This is a genomic window from Shimazuella soli (assembly GCF_022511585.1).
In the GTDB taxonomy this organism is placed as follows: domain Bacteria; phylum Bacillota; class Bacilli; order Thermoactinomycetales; family Thermoactinomycetaceae; genus Shimazuella; species Shimazuella soli.
The window spans coordinates 170,074-191,567 of the sequence record NZ_JAKWBN010000002.1; the positions used below are offsets into that span (position 1 = coordinate 170,074).

A 21,494-nucleotide genomic window follows, 5' to 3' on the forward strand; every position below is an offset into this window, starting at 1 on the left:
AGGGGTAATAAAGGAATACAGAAAGGTAAAGTGGTGTTTTATGTTGCAGACAACAACGACACGGCATTCGTTTGCCACTATGCTACAAGAATTGGTTGATGTTGCTGGTCCTCCAGGTCATGAGCGAGCTGTGAGACAAGTGATGCAAAAGTGGATAAAACCATGGTCAGATGAGATAATAACTGATCGACTAGGCAGCTTGATTGCTCGAAAAGGATTATCGGGTCCAAAGGTAATGCTGGCGGCTCATCTGGATGAAATCGGTTTCATGGTGACAAGAATTACAGAGGAAGGTTATCTTCGGTTTCAAACATTAGGAGGATGGTGGAGTCAAGTACTGCCAGCCCAACGTGTTGAGGTGCATTCACGAAAAGGTAAATTTTTAGGGATTATAGGCTCCAAACCTCCTCACCTTATGCCGCCAGACGAGCGAAAAAAAGGGATAAACATAGATGATTTATTTATTGATTTAGGTTTAGAGTCACTTGAGGAAGTGGAAGCATTAGGTATTCGGCCTGGAGATACTGTTATTCCTTATTCTCCTTATACGCAAATGAGCAACCCGAATCGTGCAGTTGGGAAAGCCATGGATAATCGTATTGGCTGTGCTGTTGTAACGGAGGTACTATATCGTTTATCCCAAGGAGTACGTCATCCCAATCAAGTATTTGCTGTGGGAACGGTAATGGAAGAAGTAGGTCGGAGAGGAGCTAAAACTGCTACAGCAGTTGTAAAGCCAGATGTAGCTTTTGCGATTGATGTAGGAATTGCTACAGATACACCAAAGATTGGTTTTACGCCAACTTCTCTTCATCTTGGAAAAGGTCCCGTACTCGCTCTTTATGATGCTGGGCATATCGCTCATCAACCTTTATTACAATTGGTACGAGAAGTAGCTGAGGAAGAAGGAATACCTTACCAATATGAGGTTGTTACGCGTGGCGGTACAGATGCTAGTCATATACATGTGCATCATCACGGTGTGCCAACTCTCACTTTGGGAGTGCCTTCTCGCTATATTCATAGCCATACCTCTATTATCGATCAACGAGATGTTGATCATTTGGTTAATTGGCTATTAGCATTGACAATGCGACTCGATCGCCGAACGATTGAAAAACTAACGAGGTAAAAATAAAAGCCACCATCGGTGGCCTTTATTTTTGTATTTTATTATGCAATGTCTGAATCATGTGTTGTTGTTCCGACGGATCGCTATTTTTCCAAATTACTTCAAACAACACCCCAAGACCAGGAAGGAGCTTTTCTTCACCTTGGGTAATCGAATCTTCGATTAAGCCAGTCAGTTCGCTGTTATCCATATGTTGAATATTTTGGATAACTGCGCCCCGTATGTTAAAATTCATGTACTATCACCTCATAGATCTCCTATGTGAATGAAGGAGAATTTTTCATGTACTTTTCCATAACTTCTCCCCAAAACCAACAATTTAAACGTTGGAAAAAATTACTGTCCAAAAAAGGCCGCCAAACAGAGGGAGCTTATTTAGCAGAAGGTGTCCATTTATTACAAGAAGCCTTGACAGCAAAAGGGGAAATTAGGTCCATTATCATTAGGGAAGGATTTGTAGACTCAGAAAAATGGATAGAAGCAAATCAAGCCCATACACCTGTTTATCAATTAAGTGCACCTATTTTTTCAAAATTGATTGATACAGAGTCACCACAAGGTGTCTTAACTGAAGTCACTATACCTCATTGGGATATCGAAACACAGCTAAAGGAAAGTAACTTAATACTTTTGCTAGATGAAATACAAGATCCAGGTAACCTCGGCACAATCTTGCGAACCGCATCCGCCACTGGAGTTGATCTTGTAGTGTTGGGAAAAGGAACCGTTGATCCATACAATAGCAAGGTAATTCGTTCGACGATGGGGGCTGTTTTTCATTTACCCATTTTAGAGGCAGATTTACTGGAAGTGATTCCCATGTTAAGGCAGAAGAATATAACAGTAGTAGGAACTTCCCCTCATAATGGTGTATATTCTTTTGATTATCTGTTTCCGACTAGAGTGGCGATTGTTCTAGGAAATGAGGGAAGAGGAATACAAGAAGCTGTTTTACAGCAGATCGATCAAGCTTTGATGGTTCCTATGGTAGGAAGAGCGGAGTCCTATAATGTATCCATCACAGCAGGGATACTTCTGTATGAACAACTTAGGCAGCATCACCACTTAAAAATGAATGAACCAAAGATATGATTTTAATATTTTCAACAAATCATCAAAGATATCATGAATATTGACTTTAGGAATTGCAAGTTTTTCTCCGATCCGATATAATGGTTGCGATCTTTATTCATTATATTTTTGGCAATGACAGAGACAGAACACAATGTATCTATTACAGGGAGGAAAAGTCTTGACTGGAAGCTTTTCCATAGCGCTACTTGTGTTATTCACTCTCGAGCTGCCCCTTGAAACTTCAGTAGGGGGGACCGGCAAGCTGCTGCCGTTATCAGCAAAAAGTGGGGGAGATATTTCTCCTCAACAAGGGTGGTACCGCGAACTCTCGTCCCTTTGGGATGGGAGATTTTTCTTTTTAAGGGGAGTGTGCGATGCGTGATCGATTATTAGCACTGCAAGAAGAAGCGTCCAGGGCAATTGTTGATGCACAAGATCTGGAAACGCTTAGAGAAGTAAAAGTAAAATACCTTGGAAAAAAAGGTGAAATTACTGGTGTCTTAAGAGGGATGGGAAAGTTATCAGCAATGGAACGCCCTCTTATCGGAGCGTTAGCTAATGATGTACGTGCGACTCTCAGTACATTGATTGAAGAAGCCGAAGCAAAACTGGAAGAAGCAAAATTGGCTGAGAAATTAGCAAATGAAAATGTGGATGTAACGCTTCCTGGTAAGGCTATTACTATTGGATCTTTACATCCAATCAACGCAGTGCTTGAACAAGTGGAAGATATTTTTATCGGTATGGGTTTCCATATTGCAGAAGGACCTGAAGTAGAAACGGATTATTTCAATTTTGAAATGTTAAATTTGCCAAAGAATCATCCAGCTCGTGATATGCAGGATTCTTTTTATATTTCACCTGAAACGCTGCTTCGAACTCATACTTCTGCTGTACAAGTAAGATCGATGATCGATAAAAAAGGCGAAGTTCCTGTTCGGATTATAAGCGCAGGAAAAGTATACCGTCGGGATGATGATGATTCTACTCACTCCCATCAATTTACACAAATCGAGGGATTGGTAGTAGACAGTGGTGTTTCCATGAGTGAACTGCATGGTGTGCTTCTCCATCTTATTCACCAATTGTTTGGAGAAGAGACAGAAGTTCGACTGCGTCCAAGTTATTTCCCATTTACAGAACCTAGTGTTGAAGTAGATATCTTCCATCCTGAAAAAGGTTGGATCGAAATCCTCGGTGCTGGTATGGTACACCCGACTGTTTTAGAGAAAGCAGGATATGATTCAGAAAAATATACTGGATTCGCTTTTGGTATCGGGGCAGAGCGAATCGCAATTTTAAAATACGATATAGATGATATTCGCAATTTTTATCAAAATGATTTGCGTTTTATAAAACAGTTTAAGTCGGTTTAAGAAGGAGGGTAAAACATGTTAGTTTCATATGAATGGTTATCGGAATATGTAGATTTAAAAGGAATTTCACCTGAAGATATTGCGGAAGAGCTAAACCGTACAGGAATTGAAGTGGAAGTTATTTATACAAGAGATGCTGGTGTATCTCGTGTTGTAGTGGGAAAAGTGCTCAGTTGTACCCCTCATCCAGAGGCAGATCGACTGAATATTTGTTCGGTGCATGTGGGGCATGCTACTCCTTTGCAGATTGTATGTGGAGCCAAAAATGTTGCCGCTGGTCAGTTGGTCCCCGTAGCGTTGGAGGGAGCAACACTGCCTGGAGACATAAAAATAAAAAGAACAAAACTTCGCGGGGTCGAGTCAAATGGTATGATTTGTTCTGCAAAAGAATTAGGTCTACCAGATAAAGTTTTAATGAAAGAACAACAAGATGGAATTTTAGTTCTTGGTAAAGATGCTCGTATTGGTCAAGATATCAAACAATATTTGGGTATGAATGATCAAGCGATCGAATTGCAGCTTACGCCAAATCGATCCGATTGTTTAAGTATGTTCGGTGTAGCCTATGAAATAGCAGCTATTTTTGATCGTGAGCTTCGTTTACCGGAAGTGGAAGTGGAAGAATCTCCAGAGCAAATCGCTCCTCTATCGATCAATATCCAAAGTGAAGCAGATTGTCCGATCTATTCCGCACAAGTTATTCACAATTTACGAATTGGTCCTTCCCCACAATGGATGCAAAATAGATTGATAACAGCTGGTATACGTCCAATCAATAATATTGTAGATATTACCAACTATGTCATGATTGAAACAGGTCAACCATTACATGCTTTTGATTACGAACAAGTACGGGATGGTCAAATCGTTGTGCGCCGCGCAGCCGAAGGGGAACAAGTGGTGACATTAGATGGTGTTACTCGTACTTGTGATGATGAGACGTTACTCATTACAGATGGTCACGAAATTTTAGGTTTAGCTGGAATTATGGGGGGAGAGTCCAGTGAAGTAACTCCAGTGACTTCTACTATTTTACTGGAATCAGCTTATTTTGATCCACAAGTGATTCGGAACACCTCTCGTAAACTTGGACTTCGTTCGGAAGCAAATCATCGCTTTGAGCGCGGTGTAAATCCGGAACGAGTACAGCCTGCTTTAGCTCGTGCTGTGCAGCTTTTGCGTGAGATAGCTTACGGAGAAGTAGCATCAGAGATCGTAGTAGAAGGTTTTGGGGAAGTGGAAGCCATCGACTTAACACTTCGACATGATCGTCTCACAACTGTTATGGGTATACAGTTGGAACAAGAAGAAGTCTTAAATATCTTTGAACGTTTACAGTTTCCAGCAATCGCAGAAGAAGGGGTATATGTTGTAAGAGTTCCAATTCGTCGACCTGATATAAATTTAGAAGTGGATCTGATTGAAGAAGTAGCACGTTTATATGGATATGACCGCATACCTACATCTTTACTGTGGGGACAACAACAACCTGGGGAAAGAACATGGGAACAGAAGAAAAAACAAGTAATTCGCCATACCCTGCGAGATCTTGGTTTGAATGAAGTTATTACCTATAGTTTGACCTCAGAAACACTAGAGCAAGAGATTGCGTACCCATTAACGGTACCATATATGTCTATACCGATTGCGATGCCAATGAGTAATGAACACGCAATCTTACGTACTAATTTGTTACCGCAATTGGTGCAAGTCGCAGCTCGAAATCGAAACCATGGTGTTACAGATGTTTCTATTTTTGAGTTAGCAAAAGTGTACCTTGCAAGCGATGATAACCAGCATTCTCTTCCAGAGGAGCGTTTTCAACTTGCATTTTTGCTGACTGGAAACTATCATCCTGCTAACTGGGCAAATGCAGCTCAAAAAGGTGGAGATTTCTTTACAGCAAAAGGTGTACTTACTACTTTGTTGGAACGCCTTGATATTACAGATGTGGATTATGAAGCAATCCAAGTTAAAGGTTTCCATCCAGGTCGTACCGCGATTATCAAACATAACAATCAAGTGATAGGAATATTAGGTCAACTTCATCCAGCTTTGAGTAAAAAATATGATTTAGATGACACAGTAGTATGTCAACTTGATTTAGAACTACTACTAGAAGCAACCTCTGATGAACTCATCTATCATCCAATACCGAGATATCCTGAGATAACACGGGATTTGGCATTGATCGTAGAAGAATCTGTTCCAGTGAGTCAGATTGAAGCAGGGATTCGAGCAGTTGCTGGAGAATTACTCAAAACAGTGACTTTATTTGATGTGTTTACAGGGAAACAAGTAGAGGATGGTAAGAAGAGTATTGCCTTTAATCTCGTCTATCGATCTGATGATCGCACGCTAACAGATGATGAAGTGCAACACGCACATAGTGGAGTAGTGGCATATCTAGAGGAGACATTCGGGGCAAAATTGAGACAATAATGTGGTGGTCCTATGAGCAAAAATAAAATGTCTGTCGAAATATATGGTCAATCATACCCCATAGTCAGCAAAGCTAACCCGGCACATATGCGTGAGGTGGCTAGTCTTGTGGATAACAAGATGCGAGAACTTGCGGAGATGAACCCACGGTTAGACACCACCAAATTAGCTGTTTTATCTGCTTGTAACATAGCTGATGAATTTTTGCGACTGAAACAAGAGTTTGATGAACTCATGCATTTGGTTGAAGATGAATCAATTTGAAACTTTGAAATCCACTTCTAAACGGAGTGGATTTTTTATGTATGAATGGGTGCGCAGCCGGGTCACGAGGCCCGACTGCGCAGAGCTCACTGCTTGGCGTCTCTTCTGGTTCTGCTGTTCCAGATTCGTCTGACCATTGCGGAGACAGGCCAGGCCGCGAATCCCGCAAGCAGCAAGCCTGCGATATACGGATCAGCTGCTCCGTTGAAGTAGATGGCAAGTGACATTGGAGCTCCTGAGGTGGCGAAAGGGACTTTCCCTTACGAGACCTCGAATTCAGTTTAAACATTATATTTCCAATATTCAATATTAAAGAATGATATATCTTACTTCTTTCACAAAATTAAGCATGTATAGGGAAATTCGTAAGAGGAATAATACTGTTAGATTTCAACCTAGAGAAAGGTTGTGTTTGGCAGTTGAGAAAGAAGTGGGTTGTAGTCGTAACCCTTATATGTATCTTATTTGTTCCTTTTTTGGCCAGTAATCAAGTCGTAGAAGCTAAGCCTTTTGGGAAAACAACGCTTCGTTATGGCTCCCGTGGTGGGGATGTCTATGAATTGCAAGGAAGATTAAAGCATTTAGGATACTATGCTGGTAAAATAGATGGTTCATTTGGAGCAAAAACAAAACATGCGGTAACATGGTTTCAATGGAAATTTGGCTTGAAGTCAGATGGAGTTGTAGGGGCAAAGACAAAGTTAAAACTGTGGCAAGCGACGAAAGCTTGGAGACCAGGAAGAACTACTAGGACAACGAAACCCGTGCAGTCCTCCAGCGGATTCTCAGCTCAAGACCTTAGGTTACTCGCCCAAGCTGTATATGGAGAAGCCCGAGGAGAACCATTTACTGGGCAAGTGGCAGTTGCTGCTGTTATCTTGAATCGTTTAGAAGACTCGCACTTTCCAAATACAATTTCAGGGATTATATTTGAACCTCTTGCCTTTACATCTGTAGCAGACGGTCAAATTTGGTTAACTCCCAATAGTACAGCCCGAAAAGCAGTCTCTGATGCTATCAACGGTTGGGACCCATCAGGTGGAGCAACTTATTACTTTAATCCAGAAACGGCAACATCAAAATGGATTTGGAGCAGACCGCAAATTAAAAGGATCGGAAAACACATATTTTGTAAATAAAAAAGGTTACTGGACGGAATCCAGTAACCTTTTTCTATGAGGTTGCTTTTGATCTTGTTGTAGGAACAAAAATATCGATTATCCCGATCAAAAGCGATGCAATTAATGCAGATAAGAAACCAATCCGATATCCCGGAACGATAAATTGAATCACATATAAAATGGCTGCACTCACTAAAAACCCGACAATTCCCCTGCCATAGGGAGTTATTTTATGTCCAGTGAGGCTTTCAATCAACCAGCCGACTACCATAATTGCTAAAGCAGCTAGCAATACAGATCCAAAACCAGCAATTCGAAATCCAGGAACCAAAAAGGCAACCACACCTAAAACGATTGCAGACACAATAAAGCGAATTACGTGGCGCAAAATATAACACCTCCTTATCTCTAGTCTGCATCCATTGCTGTTTTTTACTCCCAAAGTGTTATAATAAAAATGTTTGCTGGCACGGAGGTGTAGGAAAGTGGAAGATTCGTCATGGAAGGCATTGGAATATCTGACGATAAAAAATAGAATTAAAAATTTAGCAACGACTTCACTTGGACAAGAGGCTATTGAAGCGATGAAGCCATCCTCTGATTATTTCCATGTGGAACAACAACTTCGGATCACTCAGGAAGCGATGGATTTCTTGCGTCTCAAAGGAGAGGTCTCGCTTCATGGATTAGAAGATATTCGAGCAGCATTAATAAGAGTAACAAAAGGCAGTATTTTGCAAATAGAAGAATCCTGGGCAATTGCTACTACGATTCACGCAGGTCGCCAAGTGAAATCGGCAATGCGTCAACTTTCAGAAGAAAGTGCAACGCTTCCTTATTTGCGGAAGAACTGTGAGCAAATTGCCAGCTTGGATGATCTTGAAGCAGAAATAAAACGATGTATTAGTGAAGATTTAGAAGTAAAAAGTACAGCGAGTGAAGAACTTCGAGCAATTCGACAAAAGCTGATTACAGGAAGACAACGGATACAAGAAACATTACAGCAGATGCTTCGTTCTTCCCGGATTCAAAAAATGCTCCAGGAATCATTAATCACCATTCGAAATGAACGATATGTTATCCCGATCAAAGCAGAGTATCGAGGTTCTCTTGCTGGTATTATTCATGATCAGTCTGCATCAGGTGCTACCTTGTATATCGAACCACAATCTGTAGTGGCTATGGGTAACCAACTGAGAACATGGGAATTAGAAGAATCTCGAGAGATAGACAAAATTTTGGCTGCTCTATCTAACTTAGTAGCAGAAGTTACCAACGAATTAACCGAAAATGTAGCAATCTTAGGAGAACTAGATGGATTATTTGCCAAAGCAGAGTATGCAAGGATAGAGTGGGCAATTGTTCCCAAGATAATCCAAAATGGGCCACTTAAGCTAAAACAAGCTCGCCATCCTCTTCTTGATCGAGAATTAGCTGTTCCGATCGATCTTGAACTAGGGAATAATATCCAAGCCATCATCATTACTGGTCCAAATACTGGTGGAAAGACAGTAACATTAAAAACTGTTGGTTTATTAGCACTAATGATGCAGAGTGGATTTCCAATTCCTGCGTTAGATGGAACCATAATGCCTGTATACAGTGGGGTATATGCAGATATCGGGGATGAACAAAGCATTGAGCAAAGTTTGAGTACATTTTCTAGCCACATGACAAAAATCATTCGAATATTACATGAGATAGATGAGCATAGTTTGGTTTTATTTGATGAACTTGGCGCAGGTACTGATCCAACCGAAGGCGCTGCCATGGCAGTAGCTATCTTAAATCATGTACTTCACAAAGGTTGTTCGATTGTAGCTACTACTCATTACAGTGAATTAAAAGTATTTGCCCATACCCATCCAAAAGCAGTAAATGCAAGTGTGCAGTTTGATGTGGAAACTCTTCGCCCGACTTATAAGTTAGAAATCGGTGTTCCTGGTGAGTCCAATGCTTTTTCGATTGCAAAAAGACTAGGATTGTCCGAAGAAATTATTGAAGCGGCTAAAGAAGAGATATCGCAAGAAGAGAGCAGACTAGAAGAAGTAATCACTTCTTTGGCTAAAGCGAAACGAGAAGCAGAAGAAGAAGGTATGAAGGCCCAATCTTTGAGAGAAGAAGCAGAGAGATTATATCGAGATATACGCGAAAAATGGCAACTATGGGAAGAAGAAAAGTTTCAATTACAAGAGAAAGCAAGACAAGAAGCTCGATCGATCGTGAATCTTGCTACACGTGAAGCAGATGAAGTGTTGTCAGAGCTTCGCCAGTGGGCCAAAGAACGTCCACAAGATGTGAAAGAACATAAGCTGACTGAAGCACGCAGCAGGTTACAACAAGCCAATCCGGGTGTTACTTTAGTAGCACAAAAGGAAACATTTGCACCCGAAAAGGAACAATTGGTCGTTGGAGATGAAGTAAAAGCGAAGAGCTTTGGACAAAAAGGTACAGTCGTCGAGGTGCTCGCCGATGATCAATATCGGGTACAAGTTGGCTCTCTAAAGTTGGTATTAGATCGCTCCGGACTTACCAAACTAAAATCAACTGCAACTGCTACAAAGCCAATAACCTCTGTACGCAGCCGGTCTTTTGTAAAATCAGAAATTGACCTAAGAGGAAAATTGGTGGAAGAAGCACTTGTCGATATTGAAAAATACTTAGATGATGCGATCCTTGCCGGATTTAAGCAAGTACATCTTATTCATGGAAAAGGTACAGGAGCACTCCGTAAAGGAGTTCATGCCTATCTTGCGAAACACCGTCGAGTTGCTGCGTTTCGAAATGGAGAATATAGTGAAGGCGGTCTGGGAGTTACTGTAGTAGAATTAAAGTGAGGGAAAGAGAATGAAATATTTACCTCCGATTTTGGGCGGGGTATCCCTGCTCTTTTTGATAATTGGTATTCTATGGTTCTATTATCATGCAACATAAAAACGACTTAATTCTATTCGATACAGCAATCGAAGGTGACACATAGTGAAAATTGGTTCTAGAATCTTAAAAACAGCTATTGGAGCGGGTATATCCATCGCGCTTGCCCAAGCATTTCAGCTTACTTTTTACGCATCTGCTGGTACCGTAACTATGCTGTGCATCCAACGAACGAGAAAAAAATCATATGAAATTGCATGGCAGCGTTTTTTAGCTTGCTTGATTGGTTTAAGTGTGGCAGCTGCCATATTTAGTCTCTTGGGTTACAACACTTGGGCAATTACGATTATTTTGCTCATCAGTATTCCATTGATGATCCGGCTAAAAGCAAAAGAGAGTGTTATTGCAAGCTCTGTGTTTATCTTTCATTTATACGTAATGAAACATATCACCTGGCAGCTTGTTATTAATGAAATTGCTCTGATGATAATCGGAATAACCGTTGGTTTGCTGCTCAATCTGTTTATGCCCAGTGCAGACCAAGAGCTGCGGCGGTATCAACAAAAAATTGAAGAAAATTTCCGGATTATTTTCCATGAGATGGCGCGATATTTGCGTGAAGGAGACCATGATTGGAGTGGTATGGAGATCGTCGAGACAAATAGACTATTAAAAGAAGCGAAAGAAAGATCTGTACACAATGTAGAAAATCGTTTCGATGAAGAGGAGTTAAAGTTTTATCGCTATTTTCAAATGAGAGATAAACAATTTGATGTGATTGATCATTTGATTCCTCATTTGGTCTCATTTCACCCCTATTCGGATCAAGGTGAAAAACTAGCAGATTTTTTAGATCAATTGGCAGATGGGGTTCACCCGGGAAATACCGCAGATATTTATTTGGAACAGCTAAAGGAAATGACCGAAGAGTACCGTAATATGCCGCTGCCTAGTACAGAAGAAGAATTTCATATGAGAGCTACACTTTTCTTGATCATGAATGAGATAAGGAGATATTTAAAAATCAAAAAAAGATTGGCAAAATAATAGTGTAAGATAGGGGGAACCGTAAATGGATCGTTTTCTTCATGAGGAAAATAAAAAATTGAGTTCCATGCTGAGGACTTTAAGTGAAGCCATGTGGAATGTGAATACGACAGGAGAAGAAAAATGGCAGAAAGCGGAGATGGAGGCAGAGAAAGCGTACCGTCAATATGTCTCTGACAAAGAACGATTTGAAAAGTTGAAAGCACTGCGACAAGAAGTCAAAAAAGACAGCTTAGAAGCAAGACAAGTGGAGCGTCTGTATCAAGATGCGTTCTCCAATCAGCTTTCTTCAGAATTTATTCATGAATTGGTACAACTCTCCTCTACTTTGAGCAATCAATTTAATACATTCCGAGCGAAAGTGGATGGAAAAGAAGTAACCGAAAATACCATTCGGGAAACGCTCTTGACAAGCACAGATATCGAACGAAGAGAAAAAATATGGCATGCGAGTAAGCAGATCGGAAAAGAAGTAGAGAATGGGTTAATTCAATTGGTAAAACTGCGCAATAAAGCAGCTCAATCACTTGGCTACAAAGATCACTATGAAATGTCTTTTGAGTTGGCAGAATTAAATCTTGAGGAAGTTTTTGCTATTTTTGAAGACCTTGTTCGTCAAACAGACGAACCATTTAAACGCGTTAAGGCAGAGTTGGATGACGAATTGAGACACCAATATGGCATTACTGATAAAGTGTTATATCCGTGGCACTATCATGATCCATTTTTCCAAGAGGCGCCGTCTATCCCAGGGACAGATTTAACCCCGCATTTAAAAGGAAAAAATATCGAACAGCTTACCATTGACACTTTTTCTTCACTAGGTATGGAAATCCGTGATTTACTCGCAAAAAGCGATCTATATGAACGTCCAAATAAAAATCAACATGCGTTTTGCTTAGATATGGATCGTCAAGGTGATGTAAGGGTATTGTGCAATATTCAACCGAATCAATATTGGCTGGAGACGATGCTTCATGAATTTGGTCATGCTGTCTATGATAAATACGTAGATCGTGATCTGCCATTCACCCTGCGTACCCATGCTCATATCTTTACAACAGAAGCTGTGGCCATGTTTTTTGGGAGAATGGCAAAAGAAGAAGAATGGTTACATAAATTTATGGGATTATCCAAAGAGGAACTTGTATCGTGGATGCCACAGCAGCGAAAGATGCAGCAGCGAAAGATGCTGATCATGGCTCGTTGGATAATCACATTTGTCTTTTTTGAAAGAGAGCTGTATCGCAATCCAGATCAAGACTTAAATACACTTTGGTGGAAATTGGTCAAAGACATCCAAGGAGTAGAGCCGCCAAAAGATCAAGATTATCCCCATTGGGCGGCAAAAATTCACTTCACGATTGCACCTGTTTACTATCAAAACTATTTGCTTGGGGAATTGATGGCCTCGCAAATGCATTATTATATTCAAGACCATGTTTCATCGGAAATCTTTACAGAGCAGACAGGACAGTTCTTTATCCAAAAAGTATTTCAACCAGGTGACCGCACCGATTGGCGTGGATTGATCAAAGGAGCAACAGGAGAAGCCTTAAATCCAGCATATTTTGTGAAACAGTTTGTGTTATGATGAGGTGCTTGTTTAAAAATTATTAGACTTCATATAAACATTACAAAGAAGATTATATTTTTTGTGCTATAATGCCACAGAAGGTACATCGACCTTCCACTCACAACAAGGGAATCATGACTGAGAACACCAGAGAAACTTGTGTCCAGGAGTTCATCATCTTCGACGGGCAGATGTTTGGAGACAACTCCAGCATCCCCTTCCACTTCGGGAAGAGTGGTGGCAATCTCACCATTCGAGGAGTTGAGGAAATCAACGCTGCCTCCACTGGAGAAGAGAATGGTCGAGAAATCCGCTTCACGCTACCGCTGGGTGGCTCCGTCCTACTGAGCAACGACAGCGGACAGCGCGGCTTCATGCCCTCTACGGGAGAAATGTCGCTGACTGTCAAGGCGGCGAAGATGCTGATCGTAGGCTGACACCAGCCTGCATGATCCCGATCCTGAGTGGTGCGTAAGCGCCGCTCAGGAGTCCCGAAAGATAACCTAGGAAAATAATAGCCTAGGTTTTTTAAAACTCATTTACAAACCGATGGTCGGTATATATAATGAAAGTACATGGAGGTAAGCACATGAGACAAGAAGAACGTCGTTCCCAAACCAAAAAATTATTGCTTGATACGGTAATATCCCTCATTCAATCAAAGGGATGCGAAGCAGTTACAATGGCTGATATCGTCAACAATTCGGGATTATCCAAAGGGGCTATTTTTCACTATATCAAAAGCAAAGATGAACTGTTTGCATGGGTTTTGCAAGATCGCTTAGAGCAAGTCAATGAAGGATTTATGCAGCAAGTGGTTAAAAATCCAAACTTTGAACAGCCTATGAAACAAATTGCGGATAGTTTATGGGAGTTAGAAGATAAAAATGATATCACCAATCAAGTATGGATGTATCTACTCAGCAAAGCAGAACAACCCATGGTTGGAGAAGTGCTCACCCGTTTTTATGCTCAATCTTTTTCCTACTCCAAAATATGGATTGAACAAGGTCAAATCCATGGCGTTATACCCAAAGAACTTGATGCTATAAAAACCGCCGAAATATTTGTCTTGATCTCTTATGGAATTCGGTTACGCTCTGCTATCCCTGGAGTAGAAGCTTCATTTGGGGTTTCCGATTTTATTTCGATTATTAACCAGCAATTAGGAAAGAAAAAATAATAGAATGAGGAGGAGCGAAAATGGCACCTTTGATTGCGTTATTTGCTTCATTTGTCATTTTTCGTTTGATTGGATTTGCTGGAGTTGCGTATTTTAATGAGTGGCATACTTCTTTACAGGCAGGAGTAGCATTGATGTTTTTGCTCACTGCATCTGCTCACTGGGGAAAACGTCGGGAAGATTTAATTCGTATGGTACCGAGTTCGTTTCCAAATCCAGATTTATTGGTAACTATTACAGGATGGTTAGAGATTATAGGGGCTATCGGTATTCTGATTCCCCAAACATCTGTATACGCTTCATTGGGATTAGCAATTATGCTGGTCGCGATGTTTCCCGCAAATATAAAAGCAGCACGAGAAGGATTGACGATAGCTGGACAACCGACGCCTAAAATCGTGATTCGCACTATCTTACAAATCATTTTCCTAGTTGCTGTCTTGTTGGCAGGGTGAAGGCAGAACGTTATAAGAGAAATAAAAAGAAACCTTTTCAGAAAATAAGGGGAACGGTTTCTTTTTTGGTTTCTCTAAGGAATATAGGAAGATTTTTCGATTGATAATAACAAAATGAAAGAAGAAAGTACTTTTCTAGTGTTCCCCTATTGCACGAAAAATTAGATTCTTTTCACTTCCGTTTACCCCCTTTTCTCAATATATAGTATGAGTTATACTCAAGTAGGGCTACATATTGATTGCTAGCAGTTATATCTGCATCAAACTTAAAACATATCGATATCGATACCTATCCATAAATAGCGAGAAAAGGAAATGAGACAAATGCACTTATCTGATAATTTTTTAGAGCAATACATAGGCAAAAATCCAAAGTGGGGCTTTGAAGGTCTCGGATATATGGTTTACTTACGCACATATTCCCGAAAAAAAGCAGATGGGACACAAGAAGCTTGGTGGGAAACAGTAAAGCGAGTAACCGAAGGTAACTTTTCACTGGAAGAGAAGCGTCTTAAAGAGATTGGCAAATGGAACTACCAAAGAGAAGCGAGCTTACGGGAAGAGATGGAACGATTTTACCATCTGATGTTTAATCTTGTGCTTACACCACCAGGACGCGGACTATGGATGTCTGGAACGGCTTATGCGGAGAAAATAGGAGATGCTGAAAACAATTGTTGGTTTGTCTCCATGCGACCACAAAAATATGGAGAGAGTAAGATTAAACCAGCAATTGGTTCCATTGATGAACTATTGCCGTCCATGCCTGCCGTATTTACCTTTGATCAAGCAATGAAAGGTGGAGGTGTTGGCGTAAATCTGCAACGGAAAAATACAAATTTAATGCCAAAAGTAAAAAATGAGATTTCCCTTTATTTTATCAGTGATCCAGACCATGATGATTATTTTGGGGAACTAAATGCTTTAGGAGTAACTCCCATAGCTGCCAAAAATGATGACTCTGTCTACCGAGTAAAAGATAGCAGAGAAGGATGGGCAGAAGCACTCCAATTGGTGATCGATTCTCATTTTATTGAAGAAAATAAGTATCTTGTTTTGGACATCTCAGAAGTCCGCCCTCGTGGTTCCGAAATAAAAGGATTTGGCGGTGTCGCTAGCGGCCCTGCACCGCTTGTGCAAATGCTGGGAAAAGTAAATGATATTCTCAATAAAAGAGTGGGAGAACAAGTTACTTCTGTGGAGTGGGGGGACATCATCCAAAATATCGGTTGTTGTGTTGTTGCTGGTAATGTCCGCCGTACCGCCCTTATCTTGATTGGAGACAAAGAAGACAAGGACTTTATTGAATCAAAAAACTACAGCCTGGAGAAAAATCAAGAGGCAAGTCAATGGCGTTGGGCTAGCAACAACAGTGTTGCGATTGACGAAGATGTAACACCAGCAGATTTAGAAGAAATGGCAAAAAATATCTACTACAATGGGGAACCGGGTATCGTCAATATTGAACTTTCTAAGCACCATGGAAGAATTGCCGATGGATTACAAGAAAATATCGATGGAGAAGTCGAAGGGTTCAATCCATGTGGGGAAATCACGCTGCCAAATGCCTCCCCATGCAATTTATTTGAGATCAACTTACCGAAAATACATGAACTGATCGATGGGGGAAAAGAAGACAGCAACCTGTACAATGAAGCCAGTTGGTTGGCTGCGCGATACGCATATCGCATCACTTTTCGTAACTATGAATGGGAAGTGACGAGAAATATCATCGAAAAACATCGTCGATTAGGAGTCGGTATCACGGGTATTGCCGATTGGGTACTGATGAAGTTTGGAGATCGAGCTGTGCTCGGATTTGACGACCAAAATCAACCTATTTTCAATAAAGATGTGGAAGTAGCATTGGATAGATTGTACCAAGCAGTCAAAGAAACGAACTTGACTCATGCCGAGGAATTAGGAGCAAAACCATCTATTAAACTTACTACCGTGAAACCTTCCGGTTCGATGTCCTTACTCATGGGTGTTAGCCCTGGTATGCATTGGCACTGGTCTAAATATATGATTCGCCGGGTGCGCTTTTCAGCAAATTCCCCTCTGATTCCAGCTTTAATCGAGTGTGGATATTATGTGGAGCCGGTAATCTCAGGTTTCCAAAAAGATGGAAGTCCAAAAATTGATCAGCATACCCTTGTCGTTGAATTTCCAACAAAAGCACCTACTGCTGAACATCCAAAATTTCAAGCGGAAAACGATGTTCCTTTAGCAGAGCAAGCAGCAGTACAAGCATTGCTACAGTCTTACTGGTCAGATAATGCAGTTTCTGCAACATTGACCTTTAATAAAGAAGCAGGCAATGAAGAAAATAATATTGCAGAAATCGCGGCAGTACTCGAACAGTCAAAGCAAATACTAAAATCTACATCTCTTCTGCCACATGACTCCAATACGTATCCACAAATGCCATTGGAAGCTATTACGAAAGAAGAGTATGAGAAAAAGAAAGCAAAAATAGCCGCAAAACCTTGGGAATTGCTTGGAGAAGTGAGAATTTCCGAAGAGGACGATGCGGATGTCATCGGAGAATGTAAAGGTGGAGTTTGTCCAATAAGATGATGTTGTAAGAAGCCTACGCTTGTATGTAGGCTTTTTTGCTTAGTAGTAAAATATTGTGCAAAAATATCGATAATGATATCATGAAAGCCGCGCATTTTTTAAGTATGGGTAGGAAAAGAAGGCAGGTTAGCAGATAGTTCGATGGCAAGTGCAAAATTAGGAGCACAATATATTTTACAATCAAAAAAGCAAGCATCCTCTTAAGCGATAGAGGATGCTTGTTTTATTTTTCTCCCCACCGTTCGACTGTACCTGTATCAATTCCAAAAAGGTCAAGGGCACGTCCAACAGTATGATTTACGATATCTTCCAGCGTATTCGGACGAATATAGAAAGCAGGAACAGGTGGTGCGATGATACCACCGCTCTCTGTTATGGCCAACATGTTTTTAATATGGGCAGCAGTAAGAGGTGTTTCTCGCAGCAGAAGGACTAATCTTCTTCGTTCTTTCAAGGCTACATCAGCAGCACGAGTTAACAAATTATCTGTTATGGTATGAGCGATCGCAGACATCGTTTTGATCGAACATGGTGCTACGATCATGCCCATATTATGAAAAGAACCGCTTGAAATCGCTGCTCCAACATCTTGAATCCCATAATTCACATCTGCTAAACTGCGTAATTCTTTTACACTCATATCTGTTTCATAGTGCAGGGTCATCTCAGCTGCTTTGGATAAAACTAAGTGGCTCTCAATCTCTAGTTTCTTTAAAACTTCTAGTATGCGTATCCCATAAATAACACCAGTTGCTCCGCTGATTCCAACGATTAGTCGTTTATGTACAGTCATATTTGAGTCCTCTTTCGTTTTGTATATCAAGATATTGTTATTATAACAACATTTCTTTACAGGGAACTCACATCAGTAAGTTTTCTTTTCTCTACAAAAATTTTTTAAAAAAATCTTTTAGGTATGTCGATTTTGTCGTTTGTTATTCGTTGTCTATATAAAGAGCCAAAAGAGACTCATAGTTAAGTCGTTTAAACCAGAACTATCCTTTAAGTTGATTTTGAGAAACAATAGTAAAAAATATCCCTATCAAAGGAGAGATTCTATATGCATTCTGTCATTTCAAAAGATGGTACAAAAATAGTTTATGAAAAAGTTGGACATGGGCCTTCATTAGTACTGGTAACAGGTGCCTTCAGTTATCGAGAGTTTCCTGCTCAAATAGAATTGGCTCAGTTATTGTCTTCCCGCTTTACTGTTTACTATTACGACAGACGTGGTCGCGGAGATAGTGAAGATACCATGCCTTATGACGTAGAGCGGGAGTATGAAGATCTGGAGGCTCTTATAGAGGAGGCTGGAGGATCATCATATGTTTGGGGGTTGTCTTCTGGGGCTGTGATTGCTTTACAGACAGCAGCTAGAGGAGCAAACATCACAAAATTGGCTTTACATGAAGTACCATTTGTAGTTGATACAGAAGGGCATACAGCACCAGAAAATTTTGCGGAACATGTGAAAAATCTCATTAGCGAGGATAGGCGGGCAGAGGCCATCAAATATTTTATGACAAAAGGTATGGGGGCACCTTCTTTTGTCATTGCCATGATGCGGTTGATGCCGGGTGTATGGTCCAAATTGATGAATGTTGCTCACACCCTACCTTATGATGCAGCTTTATTAGATGGGTATATGGAAGGAAAACCTTTACCTGTTGGATTGTGGAATACAGTGACAATGCCAACTTTGGTTCTTGCAGGAACAGAGAGTCCGATTGCCTTACGTCATGGTGCGCGGGCATTAGCTAAAAATTTACCGAATGCAGCTTTGGTGAGTAAAAAGGGACTTGGTCATACCAAAAAACTACAAACAAGCAAGATTGCAAATGAACTACTTGCATTTTTCAACTGAAACAACAAACAAAAAAACTAAAGATTATTAGGGAGAATATGTGATGAATACAAAAAAACGATCTCTTTTGAAGCTTTTCTTAATTGGAGGAGTAACTTCTACACCTTTTTTCTACATCATATCCATCATCCAAATGTTTACACAGTCAGGATTTGACATCCGTCGTCATGCTATCAGCATGTTAACTTTGGGGGATTGGGGTTGGGTACAAAGTGCTAATTTCATTATTACAGGCTTACTTGCAGTTCTAGCTTCCATTGGTATAAGAAGTGTGTTGAAAGATCATAAAGCTGTTACTTGGGGGACATTGCTTATTGGTGTATATGGCATTGGGATGATTGGTGCTGGATTATTTCGTCCTGATCCTGGATTGGGTTTCCCTGCTGGTGCTCCACAAAGTATGCCAACATCCATGAGTACTCATGCAGCTTTGCACTCTCTAGCTTTCTTCACGTCTTTTATCTGTCTACTCATAGCCTGCTTTGTATTTTCACGTTTGTTTGCGGCTCAAGGCGAGAAAAACTGGAGAGTGTATTGCATTTCAACAGGGATTGTTTCACCATTGCTCATCATTTTAGGTATGGGGATGAATTCGTGGATGGGAATTATGATGGGATGTGCTGGTTTAGTAGCTTTTGGGTGGGTATCTGCCCTCTCCGGCAGGTATGTTATGAAACAAAATCAATTCAATGTGTAATCATTTGGAAAGGCTATTAATACTTAAAATTAATAAATTTATATTTAAAAATGATATATTTTTTATAATAGGAGGAATTTAAAATGAGATTTATGCTGATTGTAAAAGCAACGACAGATTCAGAAGCAGGTAATAAGCCGAGTCCAGAGCTTGTGGAAGCGATGCAAAAATATAATGAAGAGTTGGTTAAAGCAGGTGTGTTACTTGCCGCTGATGGATTACAACCAAGCAGCAATGGAATTCGAATTTCTTATCCAGAGCCTGGAGGGAAGCCGAGAGTCATCGACGGACCGTTTACAGAAACAAAAGAAATGATCGCTGGATATACCTTAATAGAAGTGAAATCGAAAGAAGAGGCTGTCGAATGGGCTTTACGAATGCCAGACCCGCATGGATTTGGACAAGGTGAGATCGAACTTCGTCAAGTAGTTGAAGTAGAAGATTTAATGGATAATCCGGAGACTTTAGCCAAAGAGGCTATTCTACGTAAACAGATTCAGGAGCAAAAGAAAGCGTGAGTTTTTCGGATGCTCATCGAACAATTGATGCAATATGGCGGATAGAGTCACCAAAACTAATAGCGGGTTTAACCAAAATGATACGTGATGTTGGTTTGGCAGAAGATCTAGCTCAGGATGCTCTTGTCATCGCTCTTGAACGATGGCCGGAAACGGGAATCCCAGAAAATCCAGGAGCTTGGCTGATGACAACTGCAAAGCGCCGCGCAATTGATCTGATACGTAGAAGTAAGATTCGTGATCAAAAATATGTAGAGATTGCTCATAGCATGGATTTGTATACAAAACCAGATATTGATAATTCAGCGGAGATCGGTGACGATCTCCTGCGGCTTATTTTTATGACCTGTCACCCTGTACTTTCACAAGAGGCTAGAGTAGCCCTCACACTTCGGCTATTATGTGGACTAACAACGGATGAAATCGCCCGGTCTTTTCTAGTTGCAGAATCAACAATTGCTCAGCGCATTGTTCGGGCTAAGAAAACCCTTCGTGCCAAGCAAATTCCCTTCGAATTGCCGACGGAAGAGGAGTTAAAAGATCGTTTGTCTACGGTACTTGAGGTGATATACCTCATGTTTAATGAAGGCTACTCTGCTACTTTTGGGGAAAATTGGGTTCGTCCGTTGTTGTGTCAAGAAGCCTTGAGGTTAGGGCGTATACTAGCTGAAATTGCATCTTCTGAGGCAGAAGTTCATGGATTGGTAGCTTTAATGGAGATACAATCTTCGAGATTGAGAACTAGGGTTAACTCACAAGGAGAACCAGTCCTGCTTATGGATCAAAATCGCTCCAAATGGGATCAATTGTTGATTCGGCGAGGATTGGCTGCACTAGAACGCAGTAAACATTTGGGAAAAACAATGGGTCCTTATTCACTGCAAGCAGCAATTTCAGCTTGTCATACAATAGCACCTACACCAATGGAAACGGATTGGGTAAAAATAGCCGCTCTCTATGAAGCTCTTTCTCGTGCAACACCATCTTCTATTGTTGAACTAAATCGTGCAGTAGCTATAGCAATGGCGTTTGGCCCAGAATATGGTTTACAGATTGTAGAAGAACTATATAAGGAACCTGCCCTGCAAAACTATTACTTACTGCCGAGTGTTCGAGGAGACCTTCTGATGAAGCTAGAACGTTATGAGGAAGCTTGTGTCGAATTAGAACGAGCAGCATCTATGACTGAAAATGAACGTGAAAGAATTCATCTGCAAAATCGAATAAATGAATGTAAAGAAAAGACTTAAATATATTTTAATAGATATGTCGATTTAAGCAGTTTTCATTC

Annotated in this window: 21 protein-coding genes and 1 other annotated feature; of the genes, 17 read left to right on the forward strand and 4 right to left on the reverse strand. The window is 40.6% G+C overall.

Annotation, left to right across the window (positions count from 1 at the left end; all coding sequences use genetic code 11):
* The first annotated feature begins 40 nt into the window (after positions 1-40).
* The gene (locus MK805_RS05795) at positions 41-1,132 is read left to right on the forward strand and encodes a M42 family metallopeptidase (RefSeq protein WP_240874648.1); all 1,092 of its coding nucleotides are present in this window, start codon (positions 41-43) and stop codon (positions 1,130-1,132) included.
* A gap of 25 nt (positions 1,133-1,157) precedes the next feature.
* On the opposite strand, the gene sspI is transcribed toward MK805_RS05795, so the two are convergent.
* Entirely contained in the window at positions 1,158-1,367 is a 210-nt protein-coding gene (gene sspI / locus MK805_RS05800; RefSeq protein WP_240874649.1) for a small acid-soluble spore protein SspI, read from the reverse strand.
* A gap of 47 nt (positions 1,368-1,414) precedes the next feature.
* Between sspI and MK805_RS05805 the strand changes: the two genes are divergently transcribed.
* The 4 genes from MK805_RS05805 (at position 1,415) to zapA (ending at position 6,288) form a co-directional block, all read left to right on the forward strand.
* Positions 1,415-2,224 (forward strand): TrmH family RNA methyltransferase, encoded by an 810-nt coding sequence (locus MK805_RS05805; RefSeq protein ID WP_240874650.1) that lies wholly within the window; start codon positions 1,415-1,417, stop codon positions 2,222-2,224.
* A 105-nt stretch (positions 2,225-2,329) separates the two neighbouring features.
* Positions 2,330-2,545, forward strand: a binding site (T-box leader).
* A 35-nt stretch (positions 2,546-2,580) separates the two neighbouring features.
* A complete protein-coding gene (gene pheS, locus MK805_RS05810) occupies positions 2,581-3,582 on the forward strand; it encodes a phenylalanine--tRNA ligase subunit alpha (protein ID WP_240874651.1) in 1,002 nt (333 codons plus the stop codon).
* A 15-nt stretch (positions 3,583-3,597) separates the two neighbouring features.
* The gene (gene pheT, locus MK805_RS05815; protein ID WP_240874652.1) at positions 3,598-6,024 is read left to right on the forward strand and encodes a phenylalanine--tRNA ligase subunit beta; all 2,427 of its coding nucleotides are present in this window, start codon (positions 3,598-3,600) and stop codon (positions 6,022-6,024) included.
* Positions 6,025-6,036: 12 nt separating this feature from the next.
* Positions 6,037-6,288, forward strand: a complete 252-nt coding sequence (gene zapA / locus MK805_RS05820; protein WP_240874653.1) for a cell division protein ZapA — start codon at positions 6,037-6,039, stop codon at positions 6,286-6,288.
* On the opposite strand, the gene MK805_RS05825 is transcribed toward zapA, so the two are convergent.
* Positions 6,257-6,508, reverse strand: coding sequence for a hypothetical protein (locus MK805_RS05825; RefSeq protein ID WP_240874654.1), 252 nt, complete (start codon positions 6,506-6,508; stop codon positions 6,257-6,259). The genes zapA and MK805_RS05825 overlap by 32 nt on opposite strands.
* Positions 6,509-6,707: 199 nt before the next feature.
* Between MK805_RS05825 and sleB the strand changes: the two genes are divergently transcribed.
* Positions 6,708-7,427 carry a spore cortex-lytic enzyme gene (gene sleB / locus MK805_RS05830; RefSeq protein ID WP_240874655.1) on the forward strand — a complete coding sequence of 240 codons (720 nt, stop codon included), beginning with the start codon at positions 6,708-6,710 and terminating at the stop codon, positions 7,425-7,427.
* Between the two features lie 34 nt (positions 7,428-7,461).
* Here the strand turns inward: sleB and MK805_RS05835 are convergent, their stop codons facing one another.
* The gene (locus MK805_RS05835; protein ID WP_240874656.1) at positions 7,462-7,797 is read right to left on the reverse strand and encodes a phage holin family protein; all 336 of its coding nucleotides are present in this window, start codon (positions 7,795-7,797) and stop codon (positions 7,462-7,464) included.
* A gap of 97 nt (positions 7,798-7,894) precedes the next feature.
* Between MK805_RS05835 and MK805_RS05840 the strand changes: the two genes are divergently transcribed.
* The 7 genes from MK805_RS05840 to nrdJ all read left to right on the forward strand — a co-directional run bounded on the left by MK805_RS05840 (position 7,895) and on the right by nrdJ (position 17,124).
* Positions 7,895-10,246 carry an endonuclease MutS2 gene (locus MK805_RS05840; RefSeq protein ID WP_240874657.1) on the forward strand — a complete coding sequence of 784 codons (2,352 nt, stop codon included), beginning with the start codon at positions 7,895-7,897 and terminating at the stop codon, positions 10,244-10,246.
* Between the two features lie 142 nt (positions 10,247-10,388).
* On the forward strand, positions 10,389-11,330 hold the full coding sequence (locus tag MK805_RS18010; RefSeq protein ID WP_240874658.1) for an aromatic acid exporter family protein: 942 nt from the start codon (positions 10,389-10,391) through the stop codon (positions 11,328-11,330).
* 25 nt (positions 11,331-11,355) lie between these two features.
* Positions 11,356-12,924: a M2 family metallopeptidase gene (locus MK805_RS05850; protein WP_240874659.1), complete on the forward strand. Its 1,569-nt coding sequence runs from the start codon at positions 11,356-11,358 to the stop codon at positions 12,922-12,924.
* A gap of 116 nt (positions 12,925-13,040) precedes the next feature.
* Entirely contained in the window at positions 13,041-13,343 is a 303-nt protein-coding gene (locus MK805_RS05855; protein WP_240874660.1) for a hypothetical protein, read from the forward strand.
* A gap of 152 nt (positions 13,344-13,495) precedes the next feature.
* Complete coding sequence (locus MK805_RS05860; protein WP_240874661.1) at positions 13,496-14,089, forward strand: TetR/AcrR family transcriptional regulator; 594 nt, start codon at positions 13,496-13,498, stop codon at positions 14,087-14,089.
* Positions 14,090-14,109: 20 nt separating this feature from the next.
* Positions 14,110-14,544, forward strand: a complete 435-nt coding sequence (locus MK805_RS05865) for a DoxX family protein (RefSeq protein ID WP_240874662.1) — start codon at positions 14,110-14,112, stop codon at positions 14,542-14,544.
* Between the two features lie 315 nt (positions 14,545-14,859).
* Complete coding sequence (nrdJ, locus tag MK805_RS05870; RefSeq protein ID WP_240874663.1) at positions 14,860-17,124, forward strand: ribonucleoside-triphosphate reductase, adenosylcobalamin-dependent; 2,265 nt, start codon at positions 14,860-14,862, stop codon at positions 17,122-17,124.
* 223 nt (positions 17,125-17,347) lie between these two features.
* Here nrdJ and MK805_RS05875 read toward each other — a convergent pair whose 3' ends face one another.
* On the reverse strand, positions 17,348-17,917 hold the full coding sequence (locus MK805_RS05875; RefSeq protein ID WP_240874664.1) for a UbiX family flavin prenyltransferase: 570 nt from the start codon (positions 17,915-17,917) through the stop codon (positions 17,348-17,350).
* Positions 17,918-18,184: 267 nt separating this feature from the next.
* On the opposite strand from MK805_RS05875, the gene MK805_RS05880 reads away from it, so the two are divergent.
* The 4 genes from MK805_RS05880 to MK805_RS05895 all read left to right on the forward strand — a co-directional run bounded on the left by MK805_RS05880 (position 18,185) and on the right by MK805_RS05895 (position 21,453).
* Positions 18,185-18,988 carry an alpha/beta fold hydrolase gene (locus MK805_RS05880; RefSeq protein ID WP_240874665.1) on the forward strand — a complete coding sequence of 268 codons (804 nt, stop codon included), beginning with the start codon at positions 18,185-18,187 and terminating at the stop codon, positions 18,986-18,988.
* A gap of 43 nt (positions 18,989-19,031) precedes the next feature.
* Positions 19,032-19,685, forward strand: coding sequence for a DUF998 domain-containing protein (locus tag MK805_RS05885; protein WP_240874666.1), 654 nt, complete (start codon positions 19,032-19,034; stop codon positions 19,683-19,685).
* An 83-nt stretch (positions 19,686-19,768) separates the two neighbouring features.
* Positions 19,769-20,203 (forward strand): YciI family protein, encoded by a 435-nt coding sequence (locus tag MK805_RS05890; protein WP_240874667.1) that lies wholly within the window; start codon positions 19,769-19,771, stop codon positions 20,201-20,203.
* Complete coding sequence (locus tag MK805_RS05895) at positions 20,200-21,453, forward strand: RNA polymerase sigma factor (protein WP_240874668.1); 1,254 nt, start codon at positions 20,200-20,202, stop codon at positions 21,451-21,453. The genes MK805_RS05890 and MK805_RS05895 overlap by 4 nt, the downstream gene beginning before the upstream one ends.
* Positions 21,454-21,494: the final 41 nt, after the last annotated feature.